The sequence below is a fragment of the Streptomyces sp. NPDC107538 genome (genome assembly GCF_055657445.1).
Genome location: NZ_JBVKAY010000010.1, coordinates 103,356 through 128,897, shown reverse-complemented (window position 1 = coordinate 128,897; position 25,542 = coordinate 103,356). Strand labels below are relative to the sequence as shown.

Sequence of the window (25,542 nt, the reverse complement as noted above, 5' to 3'; positions counted from 1 at the left end):
CGCGCTGCGGGCGCCTGGCGCGTCGCGGGCACCTGACGCGCTGCGGGCACCTGGCACGTCGCGGGCACCTGACACACCGCGGCCGTCTGACCTGCCCCGGGCACGTGACCTACCCCAGGCACGTGACCGGCCCCGGGCCCCGGACCGGGCCGGCCCTACGCGGTGTCCTCGTCCACGATGTGCATGGCGGCCTCCTCGGCGGAGGCGGCGGCCCCGTCGATGCCCACGTCGGTGGCGATCAATCCGCTCTCCTCATCCTCGTGCGCGCCCTCGTCGGGGGCGACGAGGCGGCCGGAGCGGAGATCACCCACCTCGTTGTCCAGGGGCTCGCCGTCGCTGTCCGGGGAGTCGCCGATGCCGTCCCCGTCGGGGTAGGCGAGGTCCGGAATCTCTTCGGCGAGGCGCTGATCCAGGGTCTCGCCGCGCAACCGCTCCGCGGCGGTCACCCCGGAGTGCTCCACCGCCCAGGGGCGCTCCGGCGGGGACCAGCCCCGGTCGAGGGGGTCGGCCACGCCGTCGGCGATCAGGGTGTCCTCGGCGTCCAGCAGCCCCGCGTCGTCCTGGATCTCGGATCCGTCTGGCTGGTAGACGTCGTCTCCCCAGCCGCCGACTGTGTCCACGGGTACCTCCAGTGGTGGGACGGGCCCGGTGCCACCGCTCGGCGAGGGTGGACGCGCGGGCCGCTGGGCGACGGCCCGAACCCCGTGAACCAGGCGGCTCACGGGCGTCCCCCGAATCAGTGCCCACCACCAGCCTTCCACTCGCGTTCGGCACCGCGCAACGGCAGAGGTCCGAGGACCGCCGGGCACGGGCCGGGGGCCGGCCCTTCCCGGTCAGCCGTGCCACGACCTCCACAGCGCCGCGTACGCGCCGTCCGCCTCGACCAGGTGGTCGTGGCTGCCCAGTTCGCTGATGCGGCCGTTCTCGACGACGGCGATGACGTCGGCGTCGTGGGCGGTGTGCAGCCGGTGGGCGATGGCGACGACGGTGCGGCCGTCGAGAACACGGGCGAGGGAGCGTTCCAGATGACGGGCCGCGCGCGGGTCGAGGAGCGAGGTCGCCTCGTCCAGGACCAGGGTGTGCGGGTCGGCGAGGACCAGCCGGGCCAGTGCGATCTGCTGGGCCTGCGCCGGGGTGAGCGCGAGCCCGCCGGAGCCCACCTCGGTGTCCAGCCCCTCGTCCAGCGCCCGTGCCCAGACGTCGGCGTCGACCGCGCCCAGCGCCGCCCACAGCTCGGCGTCCTCGGCATCCGTGCGGGCGAGGAGGAGGTTGTCGCGCAGGGAGCCGACGAACACATGGTGTTCCTGGTTGACCAGCGCCACATGGGAACGGACGTCCTCGGCGGGCATCCGGGACAGCTCGGCGCCACCGAGGGTGATGCGGCCGTCGCGGGGCGCGTAGATCCCGGCGAGGAGCCGGCCCAGGGTGGACTTGCCGGCGCCGGACGGGCCGACGAGGGCGAGCCGGGTGCCGGGCGCGACCTCCAGGGACACCTTGCGCAGGACGTCGACGCCCTCGCGGTACCCGAAGCGCACCTGGTCGGCGTGGACATGGCGGCCCTCGGGGGCCACGCCGGGGTCGCCGGCGTCCGGCTCGATGTCCCGGACACCGACGAGGCGGGCCAGCGACACCTCGGCGACCTGCAGCTCGTCGTACCAGCGCAGGATCAGGTTGATCGGGTCGACGAGCATCTGGGCGATGAGCGCGCCCGTGGTCAGCTGGCCGAGTCCGAGCCAGCCCTGGAGGACGAACACCCCGCCGATGATCAGGACCGAGCCGAGAACCATGGTGTGGGTGAGGTTGAGGACCGGGAAGAGCACCGAGCGCAGCCACAGGGTGTACCGCTCCCACGCGGTCCATTCGCGGACCCGCTGGTCGGAGAGGTCGATACGGCGTGCGCCGAGGCGGTGGGCCTCGACGGTGCGGCCGGCGTCCACGGTCTCCGCGAGCACGGCGGCGACGGCGGCGTACCCGGCGGACTCCGAGCGGTAGGCGGAGGGGGCGCGCTTGAAGTACCAGCGGCAGCCGACCACCAGCAGCGGCAGGGCCAGCAGCACGGCGAGGGCGAGCGGGGGCGCGGTCACGGCGAGTCCGCCGATGAGCAGCGCGACCCACACCACGCCGATGGCGAGCTGGGGCACCGCCTCGCGCATGGCGTTGGCGAGCCGGTCGATGTCCGTGGTGATGCGGGACAGCAGGTCACCCGTACCGGCACGCTCCAGGACGCCAGGCGGCAGGCCGACCGACCGGACGAGGAAGTCCTCCCTGAGGTCGGCCAGCATCCGCTCACCGAGCATGGCGCCGCGCAGTCGCACCTCCCGGACGAACGCGGCCTGGATGACGAGGGCGACGACGAACACGGTCGCCGTGAGTTCCAGATGGAGTTCGCGGGCCCCATCGGAGACGCGTTCGACGAGGGCGCCGAGCAGGTAGGGGCCCGCCATGGAGGCCACGACGGCGATCGTGTTGACGGTGATGAGCAGGAGGAAGGCCCGCCGGTGCCTGCGGAACAGCTCGGCCACGTAGGCACGGACGGTCGCCGGGGCACCGACGGGCAGGGTGTTCGCCGTCTTCGGAGCGGCCGGGTCGTAGGCCGGTGGCGCCACGCCGATCATGCGGTCTCCTCGATCTCTTCCAGTTCGTCCAGCACGTCGCTGAGGGTGGTCCTGCGTTCCTGCGGCCGGCCCGTGAAGGCGCCCTTCTCGGCGGGCCCGTCGGTCGGGCCGGTCTCGTCGTCGGTCTCGTCGTCGGTCTCGCGGGTGACGACGGCCCGGTACCGGGGTTCCTTGTGCAGCAGGTCGCGGTGCAGGCCGACCGCGGCGACCTCGCCCTCGTGCACCAGGACGACGCGTTCGGCGAGGTCGAGGAGGAGGGGGGAGGAGGTGAACACGACGGTCGTACGGCCCGCCCGCAGCGACCGGATGCCGTCGGCGACCCGGGCCTCGGTGTGGGAGTCCACGGCGGAGGTCGGCTCGTCCAGGACCAGGACGCCCGGGTCCGTGACCAGAGACCGGGCGAGCGCGAGCCGCTGGCGCTGGCCACCGGACAGGGACCGGCCGCGCTCGGTGATCCGCGCGTCCATCGGGTCGTCGGCGTCCAGCGACCCCTGGACCAGGGCTTCCAGGACGTCGCCGCACTGGGCGGCGGCCAACGCCTGCTCGGCGGTGACCGTGCCCGAGGCGGGGACGTCGAGGAGTTCGCGCAGGGTGCCGGAGAGCAGGACCGGGTCCTTGTCCTGGACGAGGACGGCGGTGCGGGCGGAGTCGAGGGGCAGTTCGTCGAGCGGTACGCCGTCGAGGAGCACGGGAGTGCCCTCCTCCGAGGCGTGGCCGCCCAGCCGCTCCGCCAGGCGTCCGGCGGCGTCCGGGTCGCCGCACACCACGGCGGTGAGACAGCCGGCGGGCGCGAGCAGCCCGGTCGCCGGGTCGTACACGTCCCCGGTGGGCACGGCGGCCTCGCGGGAACCCTCGATGTCCGTGGCCCGCTCCAGCGACAGCACCCGGGCGGCCCGCTTGGCGGACGGCCGGGAGAAGGAGTACGCCATCGCGATCTCCTCGAAGTGCCTGAGCGGATACGTCAGCAGCATGACCGCGCTGTACACGGTGACCAGTTCACCGACGGTGATCCGGCCCTCGCGGGCGAGACCCACGCCGTGCCAGACGACCGCGATCATCAGCAGTCCGGGCAGCAGGACCTGGATACCGGAGATGAGGGCCCACATACGGGCGCTGCGGACGGCGGCGTGACGGACCTCCTGGGAGGCCCGGCGGTAGCGGTCGAGGAAGAGGTCCTCGCCGCCGATGCCGCGCAGCACGCGCAGGCCGGCGACGGTGTCGGAGGCCAGCTCGGTCGCGCGTCCCGCCTTCTCGCGCTGATGGTCGGCCCGGCGGGTCGCGCGCGGCAGCAGCGGCAGGACGGTCAGGGCGAGGACGGGGACACCGACGGCGACGACGATGCCGAGCGCGGGCTGGTAGACGACGAGGGAGACGCAGACCAGCACCACGGTCAGGGCGGCGGCGGTGAAGCGGGAGACGGCCTCGACGAACCAGCCGATCTTCTCGACGTCGCCCGTGGAGACCGCGACGACCTCACCGGCCGCGACCCGGCGGGTCAGCGCCGAGCCGAGCTGGGCCGTCTTGCGGGCCAGCAGTTGCTGGACGCGCGCGGCGGCCGTGATCCAGTTGGTGACCGCCGAGCGGTGCAGGAAGGTGTCGCCCAGCGCGATGGTGAACCCGCACAGCATCAGCACCACGCCCGCGAGGGCGAGCCGGGAGCCGGAGCGGTCCACCACGGCCTGGATGGCGAAGCCGACGCAGAACGGCAGCCCGGCCACGGAGGTGAAGTGCAACAACCCCCAGGCCAACGCCTTGAACTGTCCGCCGAGCTGATTCCGGCCGAGCCACCACAGGAATCGGGGACCCGAGCGGGCGTCCGGCACACCCGGGTCTTGATACGGAAGGTCTTGAATCTGCATGACGTCCCAGAGGCTCGTGTCAGGGTGGGGGAGATGGGGGGGGAGAAGTGGGGAGAAAAGGGGCGGGGAGGGCCGATGGCCGCCCGTGAAAGGTTCGCGTCGCGGCGTGGTCGGAGGCAAACGGTTTTCCGGCGCCGGGCAAAGTTTCGGCCTGGACCACCGTTGGGAGGCCCGGTGGGCGGGACGGCGGGCGCCCGGGCCCGGTGCGCGGTGCGACGATGGACCGCATGCGAATAGGCGGGACGATGCGGGGACGAACCAGCGGCGTGAGCGGCACGCACCGGACGAGAGGCGGGGTGCGCGTCGGACTCGCGGCGGTGGTCAGTGGTGCGCTGGTGATGTCCCTGGCGGCGTGCGGCGGTTCGGGTGACACGAGCGACGCCGGCAAGGCCGACCCGAACGCCACGAAGGCCGGAGGGACGGCCGACCGTGCCGAGGCGGGGGCGGTGGATCCGACCCGCATCCCGGATGTCGGCGATCGTCTGCAGCAGCAGATCCCCGCCGCGTCCCGCCAGGTGGTGGCCGTCTACGGCGAGGGGAAGGACGACGCCGACGCCACGGTGGTCCTCTACACGAAGAGCGGCTCGGCCTGGAAGAAGACCCGCAGCTGGGAGGGGCACAACGGCAAGAAGGGGTGGACCACCGACCATCGGGAGGGCGACAAGCGCAGTCCCGTCGGTGTGTTCACGCTCAGCGACGCGGGCGGGGTCCTCGCCGATCCGGGCGCCAAGCTGCCGTACAGCGCGTCGGCGTCGTTCCAGGCGCCGCACTACTGGGCCAAGTCGCACTGGCACGACTTCGACTATGTCATCGCCATCGACTACAACCGCGTCAAGGGCACGTCCCCGATCGACCCGACGCGACCCGAAGGGCAGTCGAAGGGCGGCAGCATCTGGCTGCACATGGACCACGGCAGCGGCACCTCTGCCTGCGTCAGCCTCTCCAAGTCCGGTATGGAGTACCTGCTGCGCACCCTCGACCCGGCGCAGCACCCGGTGATAGTGATGGGGGACAAGGCGGAGTTGAAGGCCTGAGACACCCGGTCCTGAGAACCCGGTACGGATGTGGCCGCTTGTGGCCGGAGATCCCATTGCGGCGGGGCGCCGACTCCCCGTAGAACTCCGGCCATGAGAAGCCGGATCATCATGTCCATGCTCACCGGGGCGACCCTCCTGGCGAGCACCCTCCTCGGAGCCACCCCCGCCCAGAGCGCCATCCCCGCCCAGAGCGCCACCCCCGCACGCGACACGACAGCCACCGCGCCTACCGCGTCCACCGCGTCCACCGCGTCCGCCGAACCCCCGACCGTCCCCGCCGAGTTCGGCAGCGACTGGCACGATCCCATCACCGCCGCCCCGCCCGTCAGTAGACCCGAGAACACCAAATCGTGCGAAGTGACGGTCGCCGAGGCGCAGTTCAGGGACTTCACGCCGTACCGGGGGACCTACGCACCTCCGGCGGAGTGCGGGAAGAAGGGGTGGAGCAAGGTCGTCCTGCGGCTCGACGGCAAGGTGAAGGGCCGCCAGTTCGACCGCCTCGGCCACCTCCACATCGGCGGTGTGGAAGTGTTCCGGACGTCCACCCCGCAGCCGTCGCCCGACGGTATCGAGTGGTCCGTGGAGAAGGACGTCACGCGCTACAGCGACATCCTGCGCAGCGCCCAGCCGGTCGAGATGCTCATCGGCAATGTCGTCGACGACACCTACACCGGCGTCCTCGACGTCAAGGTCACGCTCACCTTCTACGCGGGCAGGACCGACGCGAAGACGGCCGGAACCGTCCCCGACCGCGTCCTCACCCTCCAGGACGGCACCACCCTCACCACCCCGCGCAACAGCGAACGCGTCATCGCCGAGGTGTACGCGACCGGGTCCGGCGGCGGCTGCGAGGAGTACTGGTATCTGACGGTGCCCGAGGAGGCGCCGTACTCCTGCAAGGCGGACAAGGGGCCGTACCGCGAGGTGCAGATCTCGGTGGACGGACAACTGGCCGGAATCGCCGCGCCGTTCCCGAACGTGTGGACCGGCGGCTGGTCCAATCCCTTTCTCTGGTACGTCGTCCCCGGGCCCCGCGCCTTCGACATCCAGCCCCTGCGCTACGACCTCACCCCCTTCGCGGGCCTCCTCAACGACGGCCGCCCGCACCGGATCGAGGTCTCCGTGGTCGGTGTGCCCGAGGGGCAGACGGGCTGGAGCGCCCCGGTCAACGTCCTCGTCTGGCAGGACGCGAAACGGGAACACGTCACCGGCGCGCTGACCAAGGTCCAGGCGGGCGACCTCGCCAACTCGTCGGCGTACACGCCGGGTGCGGAACACCGGCTCGACACCGAGGGCGGCCACGCGCTGACGGTCGCCGGTTACGTCGACACCTCGCACGGCCGGGTGACGACCACCGTGCGCCGGAGCCTCGCCCACACCTCCACGCACACCTGGTCGGACGGCGAGAACCCCGACGCGCTCGACGCGCGGTGGAGCGACGACGAGACGGTCACCGTCCGGGGCGGCGGGAGCGGACCGGCCCGGACGGCGCGTGTCCAGCGGTCGTACACGATGGACGGAACGACGACGCTCGGGGCGGGCGACCGGCTGCGGACCGTGCTCACGCTCGGCGACCGGGCGACGGTCACCGAGACGCGCGGCGGACGGCACACGGCGTGGTCCCGGCTCGACGACACGTACACGGGCGACGCCACGTACACGGCGAACGTGCCGCGTGACCAGCGGCACGCGGTCGGCACGACGAGCGAGCGCTACCGGACGTACGACGGTTCGGGCCGGTGCTACGACCGGTCGCTCGTCTCCGTACAGGGAGTGCTGACGGAGAACCGAATGGGCTGTTGACGTCGAATGCGTGTGATGTGACGTCTGTTCGATGATTTACCGCGACGAAACACGACGGTCTTCCCCGCGAGCGACAACTCCCCGATAGTGATCGGCGCGGAAGCGCTTTTCCGCATGACAGAAAGTTCCTTCGGAGGAGTGCCCCGTGCCGCAGTCCGTACCGTCCCTGCCGCGACGCGTCGCACGCATGCTGCGTACCTCACTGTTCGCACAAGTCGGAGTCGCGCTTGTGCTCGGAATCGTCGTCGGAAGGTTGTGGCCGGACACGGCCACGACCTTCCAGCCGCTCGGCGACGGTTTCATCCGCCTCATCAAGACCGTCATCTCGCCGCTGGTGTTCTGCGTGGTCGTCGTCGGTATCGCCAAGGCCGGCAATCTCAAGGCCTTCGGGCGGATCGGGCTCAAGGCCCTGATCTGGTTCGAGATCGCCTCGACGGCCGCGCTGCTCATCGGCCTCGTCGCCGCCAACGTCTTCGGCCCCGGCTCGGGCATGAACGTCGACCCCTCGAAGCTCGACACCTCGGCGGTCGACGCGAAGACCGCCGGCGGTGAGCTGCCGACGACGGGCGAGTTCATCCTGAACGCGCTGCCGCAGAGCGCGATCGGCGCGTTCGCCGAGAACTCGCTGCTCCAGGTGCTCGTGCTCGCCTGCCTCGTCGGTGCCGCGCTGCTGCACCTCGGTCACACCAAGGTGCCGAAGATCCTGCCCGCCATCGAGCAGGCGCAGGAGGTCATCTTCGCGATCGTCGGCTTCGTCATGAAGCTGGCCCCCCTCGCCGTGTTCGGCGCGATGGTCCACCTGGTCGGCGAGTACGGCCTCGGCGTGATGAAGACCTACGCCAAGCTGATCATCCTCTGCTACGCCGTCGCCCTCGTCTTCCTGGTGCTGCTGGGCGTCGCGCTGAAGCTGATGACCGGCCTGAGCCTGTGGAAGTTCGTCCGCTACACCCGGGCCGAGATGCTGCTCGCGCTGGGCACCGCCTCCAGCGAGTCCGTCATGCCGCGCATGATGCAGAAGCTGCGGCAGGCCGGCGCCCGTGACGACGCCGTGGGGCTGGTGCTGCCCACCGGGTACTCCTTCAACCTCGACGGCGCGTCCATCTACCTCTCCATCGGCACGCTGTTCATCGCGCAGGCCGTGGGCGTGGACCTGAGCCTCAGCCAGCAGGTCACCGTCATCCTGGTCCTGATGCTGACCAGCAAGGGCATGGCCGGTATCCCCGGCTCGGCCTTCCTGGCCCTGTCGGCGACCGCCGCCTCGCTCGGCGCCATCCCCGCCGGCGCGGTCGCCCTCCTCCTCGGCGTCGACCGCATCATGGACTCGATGCGCGTCGCCACCAACCTTCTCGGCAACTGCGTCGCCGTCTTCGCGGTGTCGAAGTGGGAGGGTGCGCTGGACACCGAACGGGCGAAGAAGATGCTCGACGGGGAGATCCAGTTCGTGGAGGAGGACGAGGAAGCGGGCCAGGAAGCGGGCCAGGAAGCGGGCGAGCCTGCCGGGACTCCCGCGAAGGCGGAGGTTCCCGTGCTCGCCAAGGACGAGTCGAAGCAGCCCGTGCCTGAAGTGAGTTGACCGTTCCGTAGTTCGTTCTCCGGTGTTCCGGAGCCGAGAGGGGTCCGGCGCAGCGATCTGCGTCGGGCCCCTTTCATGTGCCCGGCGGTACGCCCTCCGGCTCGGCGGCGCCGCTCAGCAGCCCCGCCCCGTCACCGGTGCCCCGTCGATCAACGTGTCCAGCAACCCGCCGAGCACCCCCCGCTGATCGTCGGACAGTGGTGCCAGGATCTCCTCGGCGGCCGACCGGCGTGCGTGGTGCAGTTCGCGCAGGACCTTGAGGCCCTCGTCCGTGACCTCTATCCGGATCACCCGCCGATTGGTCGGGTCGGGCACCCGGCGCACCCGCCCGCTCTCCTCCAGCGCGTCGACCAGGGTCGTCACGGCCCGGGGCACGACCTCCAGCCGCTCCGCCAGATCGGCCATGCGCGGGGGTGTCTCGTAGTGCGCGAGGGCGCGCAGCAGTCGTGACTGCGCCGGGGTGATCTCCAGCCCGCTCTGCTGGAGGTGGCGCTTCTGGATGCGGTGCACACGGCGGGTGAGGCGCAGCAACTGCTCGGCGAGCAGCCCGTCGGCGTCGGGGGTGGTCATACCGGGAACAATATCAGGACCATGTTCATTGTGAGTATAGGTAACAATGAGCTAGGCTCCGTAAGCCTCGTCGAAGCCCATTCCCATCCGCCTCACCTCCCGTAGGAGCCCATGCATCCCGACCACGAACCCGCCCGGGGGTCGTTCGCCGTCTCGCCGGAACAGCCCCGCCAGGTCCGCCGCATCCTGAAGCTCTTCCGCCCCTATCGCGGCCGGCTCGCGATCGTCGGCCTGCTCGTCGGCGCCGCGTCGCTCGCGTCGGTCGCCACGCCCTTCCTCCTCAAGGAGATCCTCGACACCGCGATCCCCGAGGGACGCACCGGTCTGCTGAGCCTGCTCGCGCTCGGCATGATCGTGAGCGCGGTGCTCACCAGCATCTTCGGTGTCCTGCAGACCCTGATCTCCACGACCGTCGGCCAGCGCGTCATGCACGATCTGCGCACCGCCGTCTACGGCCGGCTGCAGCGCATGTCGCTCGCCTTCTTCACCCGGACCCGCACCGGCGAGGTCCAGTCCCGCATCGCCAACGACATCGGCGGGATGCAGGCGACCGTCACCTCGACGGCCACCTCGCTGGTCTCCAACACCACCAGTGTGGTCGCCACCGTCGTCGCCATGGTCGCCCTGGACTGGCGGCTCACCGTGGTCACCCTGCTTCTGCTGCCGCTGTTCGTGTGGATAAGCCGCCGGGTCGGCGACGAGCGCAAGAAGATCACCACCCAGCGCCAGAACCAGATGGCGGCGATGGCCGCGACGGTCACCGAGTCGCTCTCCGTCAGCGGCATCCTGCTCGGCCGCACGATGGGCCGCGCCGACTCGCTCACCAAGTCCTTCGCCGAGGAGTCCGAAGGGCTCGTCGACCTGGAGGTCCGCGCCAACATGGCCGGGCGCTGGCGCATGGCCATCATCACCGTCGTCATGGCCGCCATGCCCGCCGTCATCTACTGGACCGCCGGTATCGCGCTGCAACTCGGCGGCCCCTCGGTCTCCGTCGGCACGCTGGTCGCGTTCGTCTCGCTCCAGCAGAACCTGTTCCGGCCGACCGTGAGCCTGCTCTCCACCGGCGTGCAGATCCAGGCCTCGCTCGCCCTGTTCCAGCGCATCTTCGAGTACCTCGACCTGCCGATCGACATCACCGAGCCCGAGCGTCCGGTCCACCTCGACCGGATCAAGGGCGAAGTCCGCTTCGAGAACGTCGAGTTCCGCTACGACGGCGACGACCACGTTGGGCCCGTCGCCCCCGGTGGGCCCGTCGACGCCGGTGGCCCAGGTGTCGAGGGCGCGGCACGCCCGATCCTCGACGGCATCGACCTCACCGTCCCGGCCGGCGGCAGCCTCGCCGTCGTCGGGCCGACCGGCGCCGGCAAGTCCACGCTCGGCAGTCTGGTGCCGAGGCTGTACGACGTCACGGGCGGCCGGGTCACCCTCGACGGCGTCGACGTGCGCGACCTGGACTTCGACACCCTGGCCCGGGGCATCGGCGTCGTCTCCCAGGAGACGTACCTCTTCCACGCCTCGGTCGCCGACAACCTGCGTTTCGCCAAGCCGGACGCCACCGACGAGGAACTGCACGAGGCGGCGCGGGCGGCGCAGATCCACGACCACATCGCGGCGCTGCCGGACGGCTACGACACGGTCGTCGGCGAACGCGGCCACCGCTTCTCCGGCGGTGAGAAGCAGCGGCTCGCCATCGCCCGCACCATCCTGCGCGACCCGCCGGTCCTCATCCTCGACGAGGCCACCAGCGCCCTCGACACCCGCACCGAGCACGCGGTGCAGCAGGCCATCGACGCGCTCTCCGCCAACTGCACCACGGTCACCATCGCCCACCGGCTCTCCACCGTCCGGGACGCCGACCAGATCGTCGTCCTCGACTCCGGACGCGCGGTGGAACGCGGTACGCACGAGGAACTGCTGGAGCGCGGCGGCCGGTACGCGGCGCTGGTGCGGCGGGACGCCCGGCTGAAACCGGACGGCGTGAAGTCGGACGGCGTGAAGCCCGACCGTGAAGTGGTCGCGGCGCCGAAACTGGAGCCGACAAGATGAAGATATGCCGGGTTTGAGGTGATATGCGGGTTACCGTGCCCGCATGCAGATGAACACTCCGCCACGGAGCACGATTCGACTGACGCGTCGGGGCCGGGCCGCCCTCATCGCGGCCGGGGCCGTCGTGGCGGCCACCGCCGTGGCGGTGCCGCTGCTGAGCGTGGAGGGCGGTGGCGGCGCGGCCGAGCGCCCGACGTCCCTGGTGATCCCGGAGGGCTGGCGCGCCGGCCAGGTCTACGAAGCCGTCGACAAGGCCCTCGCCCTGCCCGGGGGAACCACCAAGAAGTCCCTGGCCAAGGCCGAGCTGATGCTGCCGGACGACGCCGAGGGCAACCCCGAGGGCTATCTCTTCCCGGCGACGTATCCGCTGCGGGAGAAGTCGACCCCCGAGTCCCTGCTGACGTTCATGGTCGAGACCGCGAACAAGAAGTTCAACGGCGGTCAGGTCACGGCCGGGGCCCAGCGCAACGCGATGAACGTCTATCAGGCGGTCACCATCGCCAGCATCATCCAGGCCGAGGCGGCCACCGAGGAGGACATGGGCAAGGTGTCCCGGGTCGTCTTCAACCGCCTGGAGCGCGGGATGCCCCTGCAGATGGACTCCACCATCAACTACGCGCTGAACCGCTCGACGCTGGACACCACCGTCCACGACACGAAGATCGACAGCCCCTACAACTCGTACCGGCGCATGGGCCTGCCGCCCACGCCGATCGCCAACCCGGGCGAGCCGGCGATGCGGGCCGCCGTCAATCCGGCGGAGGGCGACTGGCTGTACTTCGTCACCGTCAAGCCGGGCGACACCCGCTTCACGGCGAACTACCAGGAACACCTGGGCAATGTCGCCGAGTTCAACGAGCACCGGAAGAAGGCGTCGGCGAGCGCGGCGCCACCCTCGACGGCCGGTTGAGCCGCCCTCGGCGCAGGGCCGTCGACCGCATCCGGTCCTCGGGCCGGGCCGGGCCGGGTCAGGTCGTTCTCAACCGGTCCAGGTCGGTCCAGGTCGGGCCGGGTCGGGCCGGAATGTCAGGCGGCGGCGGCCGCCGGCTCGCTCGCCAGCAGCCGTCGGATGTCCCGTACCGCCGCGCGGCCGGCGCGGTTGGCGCCGATGGTGCTCGCCGAGGGGCCGTAGCCGACCAGATGGACGCGCGGGTCGGCCACCGCGCGGGTGCCGTCGATCCGGATGCCGCCGCCCGGCTCCCGCAGCCGTAGCGGGGCGAGATGGTCGACGGCGGCGCGGAAGCCGGTCGCCCAGAGGATGACATCGGCGTCCACCCGGCGGCCGTCGTCCCACCCCACGCCGTCGGGCGTGATCCGGTCGAACATGGGCAGCCGGTCCAGGACACCGTCCGCGAGGCCCTGCCGGATCGCGTCGTTGAGCGGCAGCCCGGTCACCGACACGACACTCCTCGGCGGCAGCCCCTGCCGCACCCGCTCCTCCACCAGGGCCACGGCCGCCCGTCCGGCGCCCTCGTCGAAGGGCCCCTCGCGGAACACGGGCGGTCGCCGCGTCACCCATGTCGTCGCGGCGGCGTACGGCGCGATCTCCAGCAGATGCTGCGTCCCGGACGCGCCCCCGCCCACCACGACCACCCGCAGCCCCGCGAACTCCTCGGGCCCCGGGTACCGGGCGGTGTGCAACTGCCGCCCCCGGAAGGTCTCCTGACCGGGATAGCGCGGCCAGAACGGCCGGTCCCAGGTGCCCGTCGCGTTGATCAGCGCCCGCGCCGACCACGTACCGTCCGAGGTCTCCACCAGCAGTCGCCCGCCGTCGCCCTCGCGCACCGCGTGGACGTCCACCGGACGCCGTACCCGCAGGTCGAAGGCGCGCTCGTACGCGTCGAAGTACTCCTTCACGACCTCGGAGGACGGCCGCGCGGGATCGGCCCCCGTCAGTTCCATGCCCGGCAGCGCGTGCATCCCGTGCACCTTGCCGTACGTCAACGACGGCCAGCGGAACTGCCAGGCGCCGCCCGGACCGGGGGAGTGGTCCAGCACCACGAAGTCGCGCTCCGGCTCGAAACCGCTGCGGCGCAGGTGATAGGCGCCGGCCAGACCCGCCTGGCCCGCGCCGATGACGACCACCTCGACCTCACCCGTTTGGTTCACGCTTCTACCAACCGTGGAGGGGGCACGGATCTTCCCCTCCGCCGAAGCACGTGTGGCTGCGCGAGGATGGGGGCATGTCCGATGCCTTCACCACCCGTGTCCTGAACGTCGCTTCCGGCTCCCGTGAGCGGGTCGTCGACCTCACCCGCGACTGCGAGACGTTCCTCCGCGAGGCGGCGGCCGGCCGGGACGGTCTCCTCCATGTCTTCGTCCCGCACGCCACGGCCGGGATCGCGATCATCGAAACCGGGGCCGGCAGTGACGACGACCTCCTCGCCGCCCTGCGGACCCTCCTCCCCGCCGACGACCGCTGGCACCACCGCCACGGCACCCCCGGCCATGGCCGCGACCACGTCCTGCCCGCCCTCGTCCCACCCCACGCCACCCTCCCCGTCATCTCCGGGCAGTTGGAACTGGGGACCTGGCAGTCGGTGTGCCTGGTGGACACGAACCGCGACAACCCGAACCGGCAGGTGCGTCTGAGTTTTCTGGGGTGACCTCGTGCCTCGGAAGGATGAACGGCCCGAGCCGCTCAGAGCCCGGTGACCTTGGCGTTCGCCGAGAGTTCGTAGGTCAGGGTGACCGTGCGGTGGCCGTCGGGTGGGAGGGGGAGCTCCCAGTGGACGATGCCCTCGGCGTCGACCGCGGCGGGGGGCGGGGAGCACGCGTCCTTGCGGAGGCGTACCTCGACCGCCGAGACCTCGGAGACCGGGATGCGTTCCCGGAGGACGACGAGCCGCTCGTCGTCTTCCCCGGGGGCGGAGAAGCGGGACAGGTGGAGCCGGACCGTGCGGGTGACCACGGTCCGCTGGGTGAGGCCCGCGGTTTCGCGGGACTCCTCGGCGTGCCGGGCCACCCGGAAGTCGTCGCGGCTGCCGAAAGCCAGCTCGACGGGGGCGCCGGGGGCGGTGAAGTCCAGCGTGCCGCGACCGCTGAACCCGCTGCCGCGGACCAGATCCACGGGCCCGGCGAGCAGCGCGTGGCCGGACCGGTTGTCGAACCGCACCACCTGGGTGACCAGCGGCGACACCTCGGGCGAGCAGGCGTACTCGCTGCTCGCGGCCGTGGTGGACACCGAGAGGGGCACCCGGTGGGCGCGGCCGTCCCCGGGGACGGAGACCGGTGCGGGGGACCTCAGCACCCGCGCCTCGCCGCCGTCGTCCACCCCGGGCAGGCCGAGCACGGGGGCGGGCCCGAGGTCTCCGATCTCCTCCTCGCGCAGTTCGACGTCGACCGTGCGGCGCTCCGCCGGGGAGCGGTCTTCCAGGGTCAGCCGGTCCTCGCGCAGCCGCGGCGGATCACCGGCCAGCGCCGAGCGGGCCGTCGACAGCGTCAGCCGTACGTCCGACCAGTCCTCGCCGGTGCGCTGCCAGACCATCGCGTCGGTCTCCAGGGTCAGCGAGTCCCCGTCGAGCACGGCACGGTAGGCGGGCCGCCACAGCGCGCACGGGGTGAGGTGGCTCAGGCGCAGCCCGGCCGGTCCGGCGACCGCGGCCTCCACGGTCAGCTCGACATGGCCGACCAGTTCGGCGGGTTCCTCCTCGGAGAGGTGCATGACCCGCTCCGCCTCGGCGAGTTCGGCGGCCAGGGCGGTCAACCGGGCCTCCGCGGCGCGGAGTCGCTCGGCGTGCGTGTCGCGTTCCTCGTCCACCCGGTCCAGTTCGCGGGCCCAGCGGGGCCGTTCGCTCTCCCCGGAGCCGGTGCCTTCGCCGATCTCCCGCAGCAGATCGGTGGCGAGCCGCCCGAGCAGGTCGAGGCGGGCCCGTAGCCGGTCGCGGCGCTGTTCCAGGGACTGCCGCTCCTCTTCGAGGGCATGGACGCGGTGCCGCAGGGCGGAGTCGTCGTCGGTGGGCGGCAGCGGTCCGCGCGGTGTCCAGGCGCGGACGATCCGCGCGTCGAGCACGGTCGCGGAGTGATCGCCGGTCAGTTCGGCGTGCAGGGTCCGGTCGACGGCCAGCGCGCCGACCGGCCCGAGACGCAGCCGCTGGACGCCGGCCGTCAGGTCCAGCACGGCGGTGCGCTCGATGTGGGCGCGGTCCTCCAGGCAGGTGACGGCGGTGACGGGGAGGGGAATCGGCTTCGGGGCCGTGGACATGGGTGTGTCGGCGGACATGGGTGTGTCAGCTCCTGCGGTTGCCGTCGGCCAGGGCCTTGCCGGTCGGGATGCGGATCTCGTAGCCGCCGTCGAGGGCGGCGGTGGCGCCTGCGGGCAGGTCCAGTCGCCAGACGCGGGTGCCCGGCGCATGCCGGTCGGGCCCGGTGCCTTCCTCGGGTGCCGTCCAGCCGGCTTCGGCTCGTTCGTCGATCCGTACGCCCGGCTCGGAGGTGACCGGTACGCGCTCGCGGACCTCGACGGTGACGGGCCGCGCGAGCCGGTTGGCCAGCTCCACATGGACGCGGTGGTCGAGCACGGTGGTGTTGCCGCGCAGGCCGGAGGTCGACTCGTGCACGTTCGTACGACGGGTGACCCGGATGCCCTCGGCGGGCCCCAGCCCCACCCGGCGCACACCGCCGGGCGCGAGCGTGGGCAGGGCGGCGGTCAGCAGGAAGTCGTCGTCGACGGTGACCTCCACCGGACCGGCCAGCAGCGCCTGGTCGGTGGCGTTGGAGAGCACCAGCGTCGCGTACACGGTCTGCTCCACGGACGGCACACAGAGGTACTCGGTGCGCAGACCGACCGGGATCTCGCCGACGGTGACGGTGTGCCAGGTGCCGTCCGACGGAATGTCGGCGCGGGCGGCGGCGTCGAAGCGGTGGTCGAAGGAGCCCGCCGACTCCCGGGGACGCACGGCCTGCCCGGGCAACGGCAGTTCGGCCACGGCTTCGGCGCGGCGGCGGTACTCGGTCGCCACCGGGTCGTAGGAGGAGCTGGGGAACAGCCGCCCCTTGCGGCCGGGTTGCTCGTCGGGGCCGCACAGGACGAGGGCGGCGTAGTCGAGTTCGGTGTCGCTCGGCTGCGGCGGGCCGGACACCGGGGCCGGAGGGGGTGGTGGCGCCGCCCGTCCGGGAGCCGCGGGCGCCTTGGGCGCGGGGGCGGCCGCGAAGGACCGGGCGGCGGCCTGCGGTCCGCCGCCCGGACCGGCCCCGGCGACGGGCGGCGCGAACGCGGGCAGCGCGCCCTCGAAGACCTCCGGGGGAGCGCCCACCGCGCCGCCGGGTGCCGGGACCATCACCGGGGGGCCGCCGTAGCTCTGCGGTGCCGGCGGCGGGGGAGGCGGCGGTGGGGGAATGGGGCCGCCCGCGGCGCCCGCGGACACGTGACCGACCGCCACGGCCCCCGGTGCGGCGAGCGTGGCAGGGCGGGGCCCGGCCGCCTCGTACCCGGTGAACAGGTCGGCGAGCCCGGACGGAGGCTCGCGCCAGCCGGAGGGCGCGGCGGCGGGCTGACGGCGTCCGACGCGGATCGAGCGGAGCCTCGGCAGATCGGCGCGGCGCCGGAGATCGGCGGTGGCCAGGGCGATCCGCACACCGGTCCAGTCCTCGCCGGTCCGCTGGGCGACCGAGGCACGCAGCACCAGCCGTCCGGTGTCGTCGCCCTGACGGTGCGTGAGACGGTAGGTCGGAACCCAGACGGCGCCCGGCACCCCGTACTCCACCTCCAGCTCCACCTCCGTGTCCCCGGCACCGTCGAGTGTCAGAAGCGCGCAGACCGTGGTCTCCACATGCGCCGACGGTACGGCGGTGGAGGCGCGGGCGAGTCGGTCGGCGGCGACGTCGAGTTCGTGCTCGACGTCGTGCAGCGCCTTCTCCAGCTCGACGAGGCGCAGTTGGAGGCCCGTCAGCCGCTCGTCGACGAAGTCGGCGAGTTCCAGCCACGCGTCGACCGGGGTGCGGCGGTGCGGGTCCTCCCGCTTGCGGGCGGGCGGGACCGGGTGGAGCGCCCTGATCTCCTCGATCAGGCCCAACTGCCGGTCCCGGCGGGCCCGGGCCGCCGCGCACTCGTCACGCAGACGCTCGACCTCGCCCCGCAGGGCGTCGGGGGCGTCCGTGCCGAGCGGCTCGGCCTCGACGTCCACCCGGGCCTCGGTGACACGCGCCCCGGGGGCGCCCAGGACCCTGGCCCGCAGGGAGCCGGGGTCCATCGAGCGGGGCAGTCCCGTCACCCGTACCCGGCCGTCGGGCGGCACGATGCCACGGGCCAGGCGGCGGCAGAGCGCGCCCCGCGCGTACACCGCGACCGCGTCGAGGGTCGACCCCCACCGCTGTGCCGACTCGGTCCTCATGTGCCCCGCCCCCGCCGTGTCCATGGTGAGCGAAGCCTACGCGGCGGCCGGCCGCGTGTCCGCGCCGCCTCGGTCGGCCTCCCGGAGGGCGCGCTCCCGCAAGGCGTGGCCCCGGAGGGGGTGGTCCCGGAGCGTGAAGCGGCTCCTCCCTGGGTAGCCCTTCCAGCGCGCGTTTTCGGCCGTGCGTCCTCGGTCGCGCGTTCCGGTCTCGATCCATGAGGGGGAGCGATGGAGACCACGGGTTCATCTGGCGTGCGGCGGGGCAGCGTTCCGCCGGTGGTCGCGGCGCGCCGGGCACTGTGGACGTTCGTCCTCGTCAACCTGGTGATCGTCGAGGTGCTCTTCGCCATCGCCGGAACCGGCAAGAACGACGTGCTCACCGTCGCCAAGTTCTTCGGGCTGCACGCCGCCGTGCTGATGATGTTCCAACTGCTGCTGGTGGCCCGGCTGCCGTGGGTGGACCGCCGGATCGGGATGGACCGGCTGACGGTGTGGCACCGATGGGTCGGCCTCGCTCTGATGTGGACGATCCTCACCCACGCCGTGCTGGTGGTGCTCGGGTACGCGAGGCTCGACGACGCGTCGATGGGCAGGACGTTCCTCGCGCTGGCCGGCGTGCCGGCCTCCCTGCTCGGTATGTGGGCCGCGGCCTTTCTCGTCGCGGCCGTCGTGGTCTCCTTCCGGGGGATACGGCGCCGGTTGCGGTACGAGACCTGGCACGGGCTGCATCTGCTGCTGTACGTCGCGTTGGGGCTGGCCTTCGTGCACCAGCTGCTGGAGACCACGACGTTCCGCTCGTCCGCGGCGGCCACGATCTATTGGTGGGCCCTGTGGCTGTTCGCGTTCGGTGCCCTGCTGGCGGGGCGTGTCGTCCTGCCCCTGTGGCGGAACCTGTACCACCGGTTCCGGGTCGTGGCGGTGGTGCCCGAGTCGCACGACGTGGTGTCGGTGCACGTCTCGGGCCGTCACCTCGACCGACTGCCCGCCCGGGCCGGGCAGTTCTGCATCTGGCGGTTCCCCGGACACCGCCACTGGTGGTCGGCGAACCCGTTCTCGCTGTCGGCGGCCCCCGACGGCCGTACGCTGCGGCTGACGGCCAAAGCGGTCGGCGACACCAGCGCCGGACTGCGCCATGTCCCGGTCGGCACCCGCGCCTTCGTCGAGGGGCCGTACGGGGCGTTCACGGCACTGCACCGCACCCGGCCCGGCGTCCTGCTGATCGCCGGCGGGGTCGGGATCACGCCCGTCCGGGCCCTGCTGGAGGAGGAACCGGCGGGTGACGTCGTCGTGCTCTACCGGGTGCGCAGCGAGCGGGACGCCGTACTGATCCACGAGGTGCGCGCGCTGGTCGCGGCGCGCGGCGGGCGCCTGCACCTGCTCACCGGCCGCAGGGGAGAGGGGGCGCCGTCGTTCGAGCCGGCGACTCTGCACGCCCTCGTCCCCGACATCACCGGGCGCGATGTCTACGTCTGCGGGCCGCCCGCGATGACCTCGGCCGTGCTCCGTGCCCTGCGCGGTCTGCGGGTTCCCCGCGGACAGATACACGCCGAGAGGTTCGGGCTGGCCTGAGCGGGCGGGGGAGCGGGGAGGGGGCAGCGACGGGGCAGCGACGGGGCAGCGACGGGGGAGGGCTCGTGACGGTCACCCCCCCGCCGCCGTAGTACCGTCGTCCCGTGAACACCTACTGGCACGTCGTTCTGCCGCCGCTCGGCGCCTGACCGGGCGCCGACACCAGACGGTCTGATTCCCGGCCCCACCGTCCCGCAGGGCGGTCAGGGGCTGTTGTCGTGCGCCCGTTTCGAATCCAGTCCCTGACGTATTCGACGACGGAAGTTCACGACTGTGCCGAACCGCACGACTCCTCTGACCCCCGCGCGCCCTGCCGCCACCGGCCCGCGCCTCCCTCACGCCGCGCTCTTCGACGGCCCCGCCCCCATCCTCGTCGCGGCCGTGCTGTGGGGCACGACCGGGACCGCCGGCACGCTGGCACCGGCCGGGGCCCCGGCGGCGGCCATCGGCTGTGCCGGGCTCGCCCTCGGCGGCATCCTGATGTTCCTCACCGCCCGGGGTGCCCGCTCGCTGCCCGCCGCCTGCACCCGCTCCGAGCGCCGGCTGCTGGTGCCGGGCGCGCTGGCGGTGGCCGTCTATCCGGTCACCTTCTACCCGGCGGTCGCCCGCACCGGCGTGGCCGTCGCCACGGTGATCGCGCTGGGCAGCGCGCCGGTCTTCGCCGGGCTGCTGTCCTGGATCACCGGGCGGGTCCGGCCCACGGCACGCTGGACCGCGGCCACCGCGTGCGCCGTGCTGGGCTGCTCCCTGCTGGTGCTGGGCCCCCGGCTCACCGGGCACGGTGGGACGACGGACCTGGTCGGCGTGGCGCTCGCCGCGTGCGGTGGGCTGGCGTACGCCGTCTACTCGTGGATCGGCGGGCGGCTCATCACGGGCGGGCATCCGTCCGGCGCGGTGATGGGGGTGCTGTTCGGCGCGGCCGGGCTGCTCGTCCTGCCGGTGGTGGCGTTCGCCGGCGCGCACTGGCTCGGCACCATCCGCGGGGCGGCGGTCGCGGGGTATCTCGCCCTGTTCACCGTCTACTTGGCCTACCTGCTCTTCGGGCACGGACTGCGCCGTACGCCCGCGTCGACGGCCACCGCGCTGACCCTCGCGGAGCCGGCCGTGGCGGCGGTCCTCGGGGTCGCCGTCCTCGGTGAACGCCTGCCGGCCGCCTCCTGGTGCGGGCTCGGCGTCCTCGCGCTCGGCCTCGTGCTGCTGGCGGTGCCGGTCCGCGCGGGCCGCCGGAACCGCTAGGGCCTGTTCGGGTCCGGTCCCACGCCTGTCCGGGGCCGGACCCGACTGCTGGACCCTGCGCCGATCATGTGGTTAGGGTGACCTAACCTGCTCCTCGGCTCCGAGGTGCAACCACCGCCGGACGCGCACACCTTGGGGGTCGGCCTTGCCGCGCACGATCGAGACCACCGCCGGGGGCGATCGCCTGCGTGGCGGCCCCGAGTCCCGCCCCGATGACCGCCGTGGACCGGAAGTGGCGGCCGGGGACGGCTGGGTCGAGCTGGGGTCGCGTGAGGAGTTGCGTGAACTGCTGGGCGAGCCCTGGCCCGTGGTGATCGAGAAGGTCCACGACCGGCTCACCGAGCAGGACCGGGGCATCCTGGCCCGCTCACCGCTCTGTCTGCTGGCCACCTCCGACGCGCGGGGCGACTGCGACGTCTCGCCGCGCGGGGACGCGCCGGGGTTCACCCATGTCGTCGACCCCGGGGTGATAGCCCTGCCCGACCGGCCGGGCAACCGGCGCGGCGACAGCTTCCACAACATCCTCGACAACCCGCACGCCGGCCTGCTCTATCTGATCCCGGGAAGCAAGGAGGTCCTGCGGATCAACGGCCGGGCCCGCATCCTCACCGACGCCCCGTTCTTCGACGCGATGACCCTCGACGACCGGCGGCCCGCTCTGGCCCTGGTCCTGGAGATCGACGAGATCTATCTGCACTGCCCGGCCTCCCTGCGCCGCTCCGGGGTGTGGGATCCGGCGTCGTGGCGGACCGGCTGAATCCGGCCGAAAGGGGGCCCCTGTCGGCCATTACTTAGGTTAGGCTAACCTTCGCCTGTGAGATCTGGTGAGGAAGCAGCCGACACCCCGAGACTCCGCGGTCACGCACTGTCGGCCACGGGTGTGACCGTGTCGTACGACGGCGTCGACGTCGTGCACGACGTCGCGATCGGACTGCGGCCCGGCGAGGTGACCGTGCTGGTCGGGCCCAACGGCAGCGGCAAGTCGACGCTTCTGCGGACGATCGCCCGGCTGCAGCGGGCCCGGCACGCCGCGCTCAGGATCGACACCGACACCGACGGACTGGCCCTGACCGCCCGTGAGTTCGCTCGGCACGTCGCCCTGCTGACGCAGGCGCGGCCCACGCCCAGCGGACTGACCGTGCGGGACGTCGTCGAGTTCGGCCGCTATCCCCACCGGGGCCGCTTCGGCCGCCGGGATCCGGACGCGACGGCCGCCGTCGACCGGGCGCTCGCGCTCACCGGGGTCACGGGCCTCGCCGCGCGCGGCGCCGACCACCTGTCCGGCGGGCAGTTGCAGCGGGTGTGGCTCGCGAGCTGCCTCGCCCAGGAGACCGGCGTGCTCCTGCTGGACGAACCGACGACCTATCTCGACCTGCGCTACCAGGTCGAACTCCTCGACCTGGTCCGCGATCTGGCGGACGACCACGGGATCGCCGTCGGCGTCGTCCTGCACGACCTCGACCAGGCGGCGGCCGTCGCCGACCGGATCACCCTCCTCGAAGCGGGCCGGATCGTCGCCGAGGGCCCGCCCGAGGACGTCCTGACACCACAGCGGCTGACCGCCGTCTACGGCATCCGCATCGAGGTCGACACCGACCCCCTCACCGGCCGGCTGCGCACCCGCCCGATCGGCCGTCACCACACCCGCACCACCCCAAGCGAAAGGCTCGGCTCCACCTCATGAGACGTCACCTGCTCACCGCGGCCGCCACCACCGCCGCGGCGCTCACCCTCGCCGCCTGCGGCACCACCGAGCCGGCGGCCGAGAGCTCCGCGAAGCCGTCGCAGGGCATCACCCTCACCGACTCCACCGGCAAGAAGGTCGAACTCGACGGCCCGGCCACCAAGGTCGTCGCCACCGAGTGGAACGAGGTCGAGTTCCTCGTCACGCTCGGCGTCGACCCCGTCGGCGTCGCCGACGTCAAGGGCTACAAGACCTGGGACCAGGCCGTCCCGCTGAAGAACGAGCCCAAGGACATCGGCACGCGCGGCGAGCCGAGCATGGACACCATCGCGGGCCTGAAGCCCGACCTCATCGTGGCCTCCTCCGACCTGCCGGCCGCCGCCGTGAAGCAGCTGCGCGAGATCGCCCCCGTGCTGGGCATCCAGTCCGCGGACGCCTCCGACCAGATCGGGCAGATGTTCGAGAACCTCGATCTCATCGCCGAGGCCACCGGCACCACCGACCAGGCCAAGACGGTCAAGGAGAGCTTCGAGGCCAAGGTCGCCGAGGGCAAGAAGGCTCTCACCGACGCCGGGCTCGACGGCGCGGACATCGCCTTCGCCGACGGCTACGTCGCCTCCAACCAGGTCTCCTTGCGCCCCTACACCAGCGGCTCGCTCATCGGCGCCGTCAACGAGCGGATCGGCCTGAAGAACGCCTGGAAGGTGAAGGGCGACGCCGACTACGGCCTCGGCACCACCGACGTCGAGGGCCTCACCGACCTGCCGAAGGACGTCCGGTTCGCCTACATAGGCAACGACGAGGACGAGACCAGCAACCCCTTCACCAACGAGCTGGCCGAGAACGCCGTGTGGAAGTCCCTCGCCTTCGTCAAGGCCGGTGACGTGCACCGACTGCCCGACGGCATCTGGATGTTCGGCGGCCCCGGGTCGATGGAGGCGTACATCGACGCCGTCGTGGACGCGCTGACGAAGAAGTAGCCGACAGCGGCAGCAGAAGGACCGGACACACAGAGCAGCAGAAGCAACGGAGTCATGGCCGTCACCGCAACGCCCCCCGCCACCCGTCCGTCGACGGCCGCGACCCGGACGGGCGCGGCCGCGGTGACGGCCGGCCTCGTCCTGCTGGTCGCGGCCCTCGCCGTCGTGGACATCACCCAGGGCACCGCCGCCGTCGGCCCCGCCGAGGTGCTCAAGGCCCTGACCGGGCGGGCCGACCCGGGGGACGCGTCCGTCGTGATCGCCTCGCGGCTGCCGCGGATGACCGCCGGCCTCCTCGTCGGCGTCGTCCTCGGCGTCGCGGGCGCCGTGCTGCAGGCCGTCAGCCGCAATGTGCTCGCCGCGCCCGACACCCTCGCCGTGAACGCGGGTGCGTACTTCGCCCTCGGCATCGTCGGCGTCACCGGTGTCTCGCTGCCGCTGCTCGCCTCCTCCGGCGTCGCCTTCGCCGGCGGACTGCTCGCGGCGGGCGTCGTGCTCGCCCTCTCCGGCCTCGGCACGGGCACCGTACGCCTGGTCCTCGCCGGCACCGCCCTCGCCCTCGGCCTCAACTCCATGACGGAGGGCCTGCTCCTGCTGTTCCCGCAGGAGACCGAGGGCCTCTACCAGTGGAACCAGGGCAGCATCGGTCAGAACGGCTTCGGCGGCGTCCTGCAGATGCTGCCGGTGGTGGCCGTCGGCCTCGTCGGCCTGGGACTGACGGCCCGCCGGGTCGACGCGCTCGCCCTCGGCGACGACGCCGCGCGCGGACTCGGCGTCCCCGTCCGCGCCACCCGGGTCACGGTCGTCGTCCTGGCGACACTGCTGTCCGCGGCGGCCGTCACCCTCGCCGGGCCGATCGGCTTCGTCGGCCTGTGCGCACCGGCCCTGGTCCGCCCCCTCGCCCGCCGCTTCCGCGGCTTCGTCCGCGCCCGCGGCGCCCTGCCCGCGGCCGGACTGGTCGGCGCCGGACTGGTCCTCGGGTCGGACGTGCTGCTGCGCGCCCTGATCCCCTCCGACACGGTGGTGGCCGTGCCCACCGGCGTCGTCACCAGCCTGGTCGGCGCCGTGTTCCTGGTGGTGATGGCGCTACGGCTGCGGGACACGGCCGGGGCCGAGGCGCCGGACCGGCCGCGCATCCCCAGCCGTACGGCGTTCCTGGTCACGGTCGCCGTCCTCGTCGCCGTGACCGTAGGTGTCGTCATCGCCGGTGTCCTGCTGGGCGACACCAAGCTTCTGCTCGGCGATGTGGCGAACTGGGCGCAGGGACGGGCCGGGCAGACCGTGTCGTTCGTCCTCGACACCCGGGTGCCCCGCGTCCTCGCCGCCCTGTGCGCGGGCGCGGCGCTCGCCCTCGCGGGGACGCTGGTGCAGGCCGTGACCCGCAACCCGCTCGCGGAACCGGCGATCCTGGGCGTCTCCGGCGGAGCCGCGCTGGGCGCCGTCCTGCTCGTCACCACGGTGCCCGTCGTCGGGGGCTGGGGTGTGGCCGGGGCCGCGTTCGTCGGTGCCGCGCTCGCCTCCGTGATCGTCTTCGGACTGGCGGCCCGGGGCGGCTACCAGCAGAACCGGCTGGTCCTCGTCGGCATCGGCGTGGCCGCCGGGACCACGGCACTGATCAGCCTGCTCATCGTGCTCACCGACCCGTTCAACGCCACCAAGGCCCTGACCTGGCTGTCCGGTTCGACGTACGGGCGGACCATGCCGGACGTCCTGCCCGTCGCGGCCGTCCTCGCGCTGGGTCTCGTCGTCGCGGTGGCCCGCCGCACCGAGCTGGACCTCGTCTCCCTGGACGAACACACCCCCCGGCTCCTCGGCCTGCGGCTCTCCCGGGCCCGGCTCGGGTTCCTGGTGGTGGCCGTGCTGCTCAGCGCGACCGCCGTCGCCTCGGCCGGCACCATCGGCTTCGTGGGCCTCGTGGCACCGCACGCGGCGCGCGCCCTCGTGGGCCGACGGCACGTACGGGTGGTCCCGGTCGCCGTCCTCCTCGGTGCGGGTCTCGTCTGCGCGGCCGACCTTCTCGGCCGTACGGTGATCGCCCCGGCGCAGTTGGGGGCCGGGCTGATGACGGCGGTGATCGGCACGCCGTACTTCCTCTATCTGCTGGTGCGCGGGCGACGGTAGTCGGCAGGGTGCGGGTGGGTGGGGGTTCTCGCGCAGTTCCCCGCGCCCCTCGAAGCAACGGGGCGTCCGGCTCGGCACTCGCACTTATTCGATCGCCCGATCGGATCCCGCCCGGCA

19 protein-coding genes are annotated in these 25,542 nt (G+C 72.6%); 12 read left to right on the top strand and 7 right to left on the bottom strand.

The window, feature by feature from the left end; translation table 11 throughout:
- Positions 1-155: 155 nt before the first annotated feature.
- The 3 genes from ACZ7MG_RS30920 to ACZ7MG_RS30910 all read right to left on the bottom strand — a co-directional run bounded on the left by ACZ7MG_RS30920 (position 156) and on the right by ACZ7MG_RS30910 (position 4,474).
- Positions 156-620: a DUF5709 domain-containing protein gene (locus ACZ7MG_RS30920; RefSeq protein ID WP_471386800.1), complete on the bottom strand. Its 465-nt coding sequence runs from the start codon at positions 618-620 to the stop codon at positions 156-158.
- A gap of 213 nt (positions 621-833) precedes the next feature.
- On the bottom strand, positions 834-2,615 hold the full coding sequence (locus ACZ7MG_RS30915) for an ABC transporter ATP-binding protein (protein WP_471386803.1): 1,782 nt from the start codon (positions 2,613-2,615) through the stop codon (positions 834-836).
- Complete coding sequence (locus ACZ7MG_RS30910) at positions 2,612-4,474, bottom strand: ABC transporter transmembrane domain-containing protein (protein WP_471386805.1); 1,863 nt, start codon at positions 4,472-4,474, stop codon at positions 2,612-2,614. The genes ACZ7MG_RS30915 and ACZ7MG_RS30910 overlap by 4 nt, the downstream gene beginning before the upstream one ends.
- Before the next feature lie 338 nt (positions 4,475-4,812).
- On the opposite strand from ACZ7MG_RS30910, the gene ACZ7MG_RS30905 reads away from it, so the two are divergent.
- The 3 genes from ACZ7MG_RS30905 (at position 4,813) to ACZ7MG_RS30895 (ending at position 8,887) form a co-directional block, all read left to right on the top strand.
- Positions 4,813-5,508 (top strand): hypothetical protein, encoded by a 696-nt coding sequence (locus ACZ7MG_RS30905; protein WP_471387372.1) that lies wholly within the window; start codon positions 4,813-4,815, stop codon positions 5,506-5,508.
- 93 nt (positions 5,509-5,601) lie between these two features.
- Entirely contained in the window at positions 5,602-7,314 is a 1,713-nt protein-coding gene (locus ACZ7MG_RS30900) for a peptide-N4-asparagine amidase (protein ID WP_471386808.1), read from the top strand.
- Between the two features lie 145 nt (positions 7,315-7,459).
- Positions 7,460-8,887: a cation:dicarboxylate symporter family transporter gene (locus ACZ7MG_RS30895; protein ID WP_471386812.1), complete on the top strand. Its 1,428-nt coding sequence runs from the start codon at positions 7,460-7,462 to the stop codon at positions 8,885-8,887.
- 114 nt (positions 8,888-9,001) lie between these two features.
- Here the strand turns inward: ACZ7MG_RS30895 and ACZ7MG_RS30890 are convergent, their stop codons facing one another.
- Positions 9,002-9,457 carry a MarR family winged helix-turn-helix transcriptional regulator gene (locus tag ACZ7MG_RS30890; protein WP_471386815.1) on the bottom strand — a complete coding sequence of 152 codons (456 nt, stop codon included), beginning with the start codon at positions 9,455-9,457 and terminating at the stop codon, positions 9,002-9,004.
- A 111-nt stretch (positions 9,458-9,568) separates the two neighbouring features.
- On the opposite strand from ACZ7MG_RS30890, the gene ACZ7MG_RS30885 reads away from it, so the two are divergent.
- Positions 9,569-11,503, top strand: coding sequence for an ABC transporter ATP-binding protein (locus ACZ7MG_RS30885; protein ID WP_471386818.1), 1,935 nt, complete (start codon positions 9,569-9,571; stop codon positions 11,501-11,503).
- 43 nt (positions 11,504-11,546) lie between these two features.
- Positions 11,547-12,413 (top strand): endolytic transglycosylase MltG, encoded by an 867-nt coding sequence (mltG, locus tag ACZ7MG_RS30880; RefSeq protein ID WP_471386821.1) that lies wholly within the window; start codon positions 11,547-11,549, stop codon positions 12,411-12,413.
- A gap of 116 nt (positions 12,414-12,529) precedes the next feature.
- Here the strand turns inward: mltG and ACZ7MG_RS30875 are convergent, their stop codons facing one another.
- Positions 12,530-13,612 (bottom strand): NAD(P)-binding domain-containing protein, encoded by a 1,083-nt coding sequence (locus ACZ7MG_RS30875; protein WP_471386824.1) that lies wholly within the window; start codon positions 13,610-13,612, stop codon positions 12,530-12,532.
- A gap of 74 nt (positions 13,613-13,686) precedes the next feature.
- Here ACZ7MG_RS30875 and ACZ7MG_RS30870 point away from each other — a divergent pair, with 74 nt between their 5' ends.
- Positions 13,687-14,109 (top strand): secondary thiamine-phosphate synthase enzyme YjbQ, encoded by a 423-nt coding sequence (locus tag ACZ7MG_RS30870; RefSeq protein WP_471386827.1) that lies wholly within the window; start codon positions 13,687-13,689, stop codon positions 14,107-14,109.
- Between the two features lie 35 nt (positions 14,110-14,144).
- Here ACZ7MG_RS30870 and ACZ7MG_RS30865 read toward each other — a convergent pair whose 3' ends face one another.
- Both ACZ7MG_RS30865 and ACZ7MG_RS30860 read right to left on the bottom strand, forming a co-directional pair.
- Positions 14,145-15,707: a DUF4139 domain-containing protein gene (locus ACZ7MG_RS30865; protein ID WP_471387375.1), complete on the bottom strand. Its 1,563-nt coding sequence runs from the start codon at positions 15,705-15,707 to the stop codon at positions 14,145-14,147.
- Positions 15,708-15,732: 25 nt separating this feature from the next.
- The gene (locus ACZ7MG_RS30860; RefSeq protein ID WP_471386829.1) at positions 15,733-17,835 is read right to left on the bottom strand and encodes a DUF4139 domain-containing protein; all 2,103 of its coding nucleotides are present in this window, start codon (positions 17,833-17,835) and stop codon (positions 15,733-15,735) included.
- A 228-nt stretch (positions 17,836-18,063) separates the two neighbouring features.
- Between ACZ7MG_RS30860 and ACZ7MG_RS30855 the strand changes: the two genes are divergently transcribed.
- From ACZ7MG_RS30855 to ACZ7MG_RS30830, 6 genes are all read left to right on the top strand, one after another.
- Positions 18,064-19,404, top strand: coding sequence for a ferredoxin reductase family protein (locus ACZ7MG_RS30855; protein WP_471386832.1), 1,341 nt, complete (start codon positions 18,064-18,066; stop codon positions 19,402-19,404).
- A gap of 273 nt (positions 19,405-19,677) precedes the next feature.
- A complete protein-coding gene (locus ACZ7MG_RS30850) occupies positions 19,678-20,640 on the top strand; it encodes a DMT family transporter (protein ID WP_471386835.1) in 963 nt (320 codons plus the stop codon).
- A 232-nt stretch (positions 20,641-20,872) separates the two neighbouring features.
- A complete protein-coding gene (locus ACZ7MG_RS30845; RefSeq protein ID WP_471387377.1) occupies positions 20,873-21,397 on the top strand; it encodes an MSMEG_1061 family FMN-dependent PPOX-type flavoprotein in 525 nt (174 codons plus the stop codon).
- Positions 21,398-21,454: 57 nt separating this feature from the next.
- On the top strand, positions 21,455-22,324 hold the full coding sequence (locus ACZ7MG_RS30840; protein ID WP_471386838.1) for an ABC transporter ATP-binding protein: 870 nt from the start codon (positions 21,455-21,457) through the stop codon (positions 22,322-22,324).
- The gene (locus tag ACZ7MG_RS30835; RefSeq protein WP_471386840.1) at positions 22,321-23,304 is read left to right on the top strand and encodes an ABC transporter substrate-binding protein; all 984 of its coding nucleotides are present in this window, start codon (positions 22,321-22,323) and stop codon (positions 23,302-23,304) included. The genes ACZ7MG_RS30840 and ACZ7MG_RS30835 overlap by 4 nt, the downstream gene beginning before the upstream one ends.
- A 54-nt stretch (positions 23,305-23,358) precedes the next feature.
- Complete coding sequence (locus ACZ7MG_RS30830; protein WP_471386843.1) at positions 23,359-25,425, top strand: iron ABC transporter permease; 2,067 nt, start codon at positions 23,359-23,361, stop codon at positions 25,423-25,425.
- The last annotated feature ends 117 nt before the right edge of the window (positions 25,426-25,542 follow it).

Excerpts from the sequence above, each read along its gene's own strand:
- ACZ7MG_RS30905 (WP_471387372.1), top strand. The coding sequence starts at position 4,813 with ATGTCCCTGGCGGCGTGCGGCGGTTCGGGTGACACGAGCGACGCCGGC.
- ACZ7MG_RS30890 (WP_471386815.1), bottom strand. The coding sequence starts at position 9,457 with ATGACCACCCCCGACGCCGACGGGCTGCTCGCCGAGCAGTTGCTGCGC.
- ACZ7MG_RS30860 (WP_471386829.1), bottom strand. The coding sequence starts at position 17,835 with ATGAGGACCGAGTCGGCACAGCGGTGGGGGTCGACCCTCGACGCGGTC.
- ACZ7MG_RS30910 (WP_471386805.1), bottom strand. The coding sequence starts at position 4,474 with ATGCAGATTCAAGACCTTCCGTATCAAGACCCGGGTGTGCCGGACGCC.
- ACZ7MG_RS30915 (WP_471386803.1), bottom strand. The coding sequence starts at position 2,615 with ATGATCGGCGTGGCGCCACCGGCCTACGACCCGGCCGCTCCGAAGACG.
- ACZ7MG_RS30830 (WP_471386843.1), top strand. The coding sequence starts at position 23,359 with ATGGCCGTCACCGCAACGCCCCCCGCCACCCGTCCGTCGACGGCCGCG.
- ACZ7MG_RS30835 (WP_471386840.1), top strand. The coding sequence starts at position 22,321 with ATGAGACGTCACCTGCTCACCGCGGCCGCCACCACCGCCGCGGCGCTC.
- ACZ7MG_RS30885 (WP_471386818.1), top strand. The coding sequence starts at position 9,569 with ATGCATCCCGACCACGAACCCGCCCGGGGGTCGTTCGCCGTCTCGCCG.
- ACZ7MG_RS30870 (WP_471386827.1), top strand. The coding sequence starts at position 13,687 with ATGTCCGATGCCTTCACCACCCGTGTCCTGAACGTCGCTTCCGGCTCC.
- ACZ7MG_RS30865 (WP_471387375.1), bottom strand. The coding sequence starts at position 15,707 with ATGTCCACGGCCCCGAAGCCGATTCCCCTCCCCGTCACCGCCGTCACC.
- mltG (WP_471386821.1), top strand. The coding sequence starts at position 11,547 with ATGCAGATGAACACTCCGCCACGGAGCACGATTCGACTGACGCGTCGG.
- ACZ7MG_RS30855 (WP_471386832.1), top strand. The coding sequence starts at position 18,064 with ATGGAGACCACGGGTTCATCTGGCGTGCGGCGGGGCAGCGTTCCGCCG.
- ACZ7MG_RS30900 (WP_471386808.1), top strand. The coding sequence starts at position 5,602 with ATGAGAAGCCGGATCATCATGTCCATGCTCACCGGGGCGACCCTCCTG.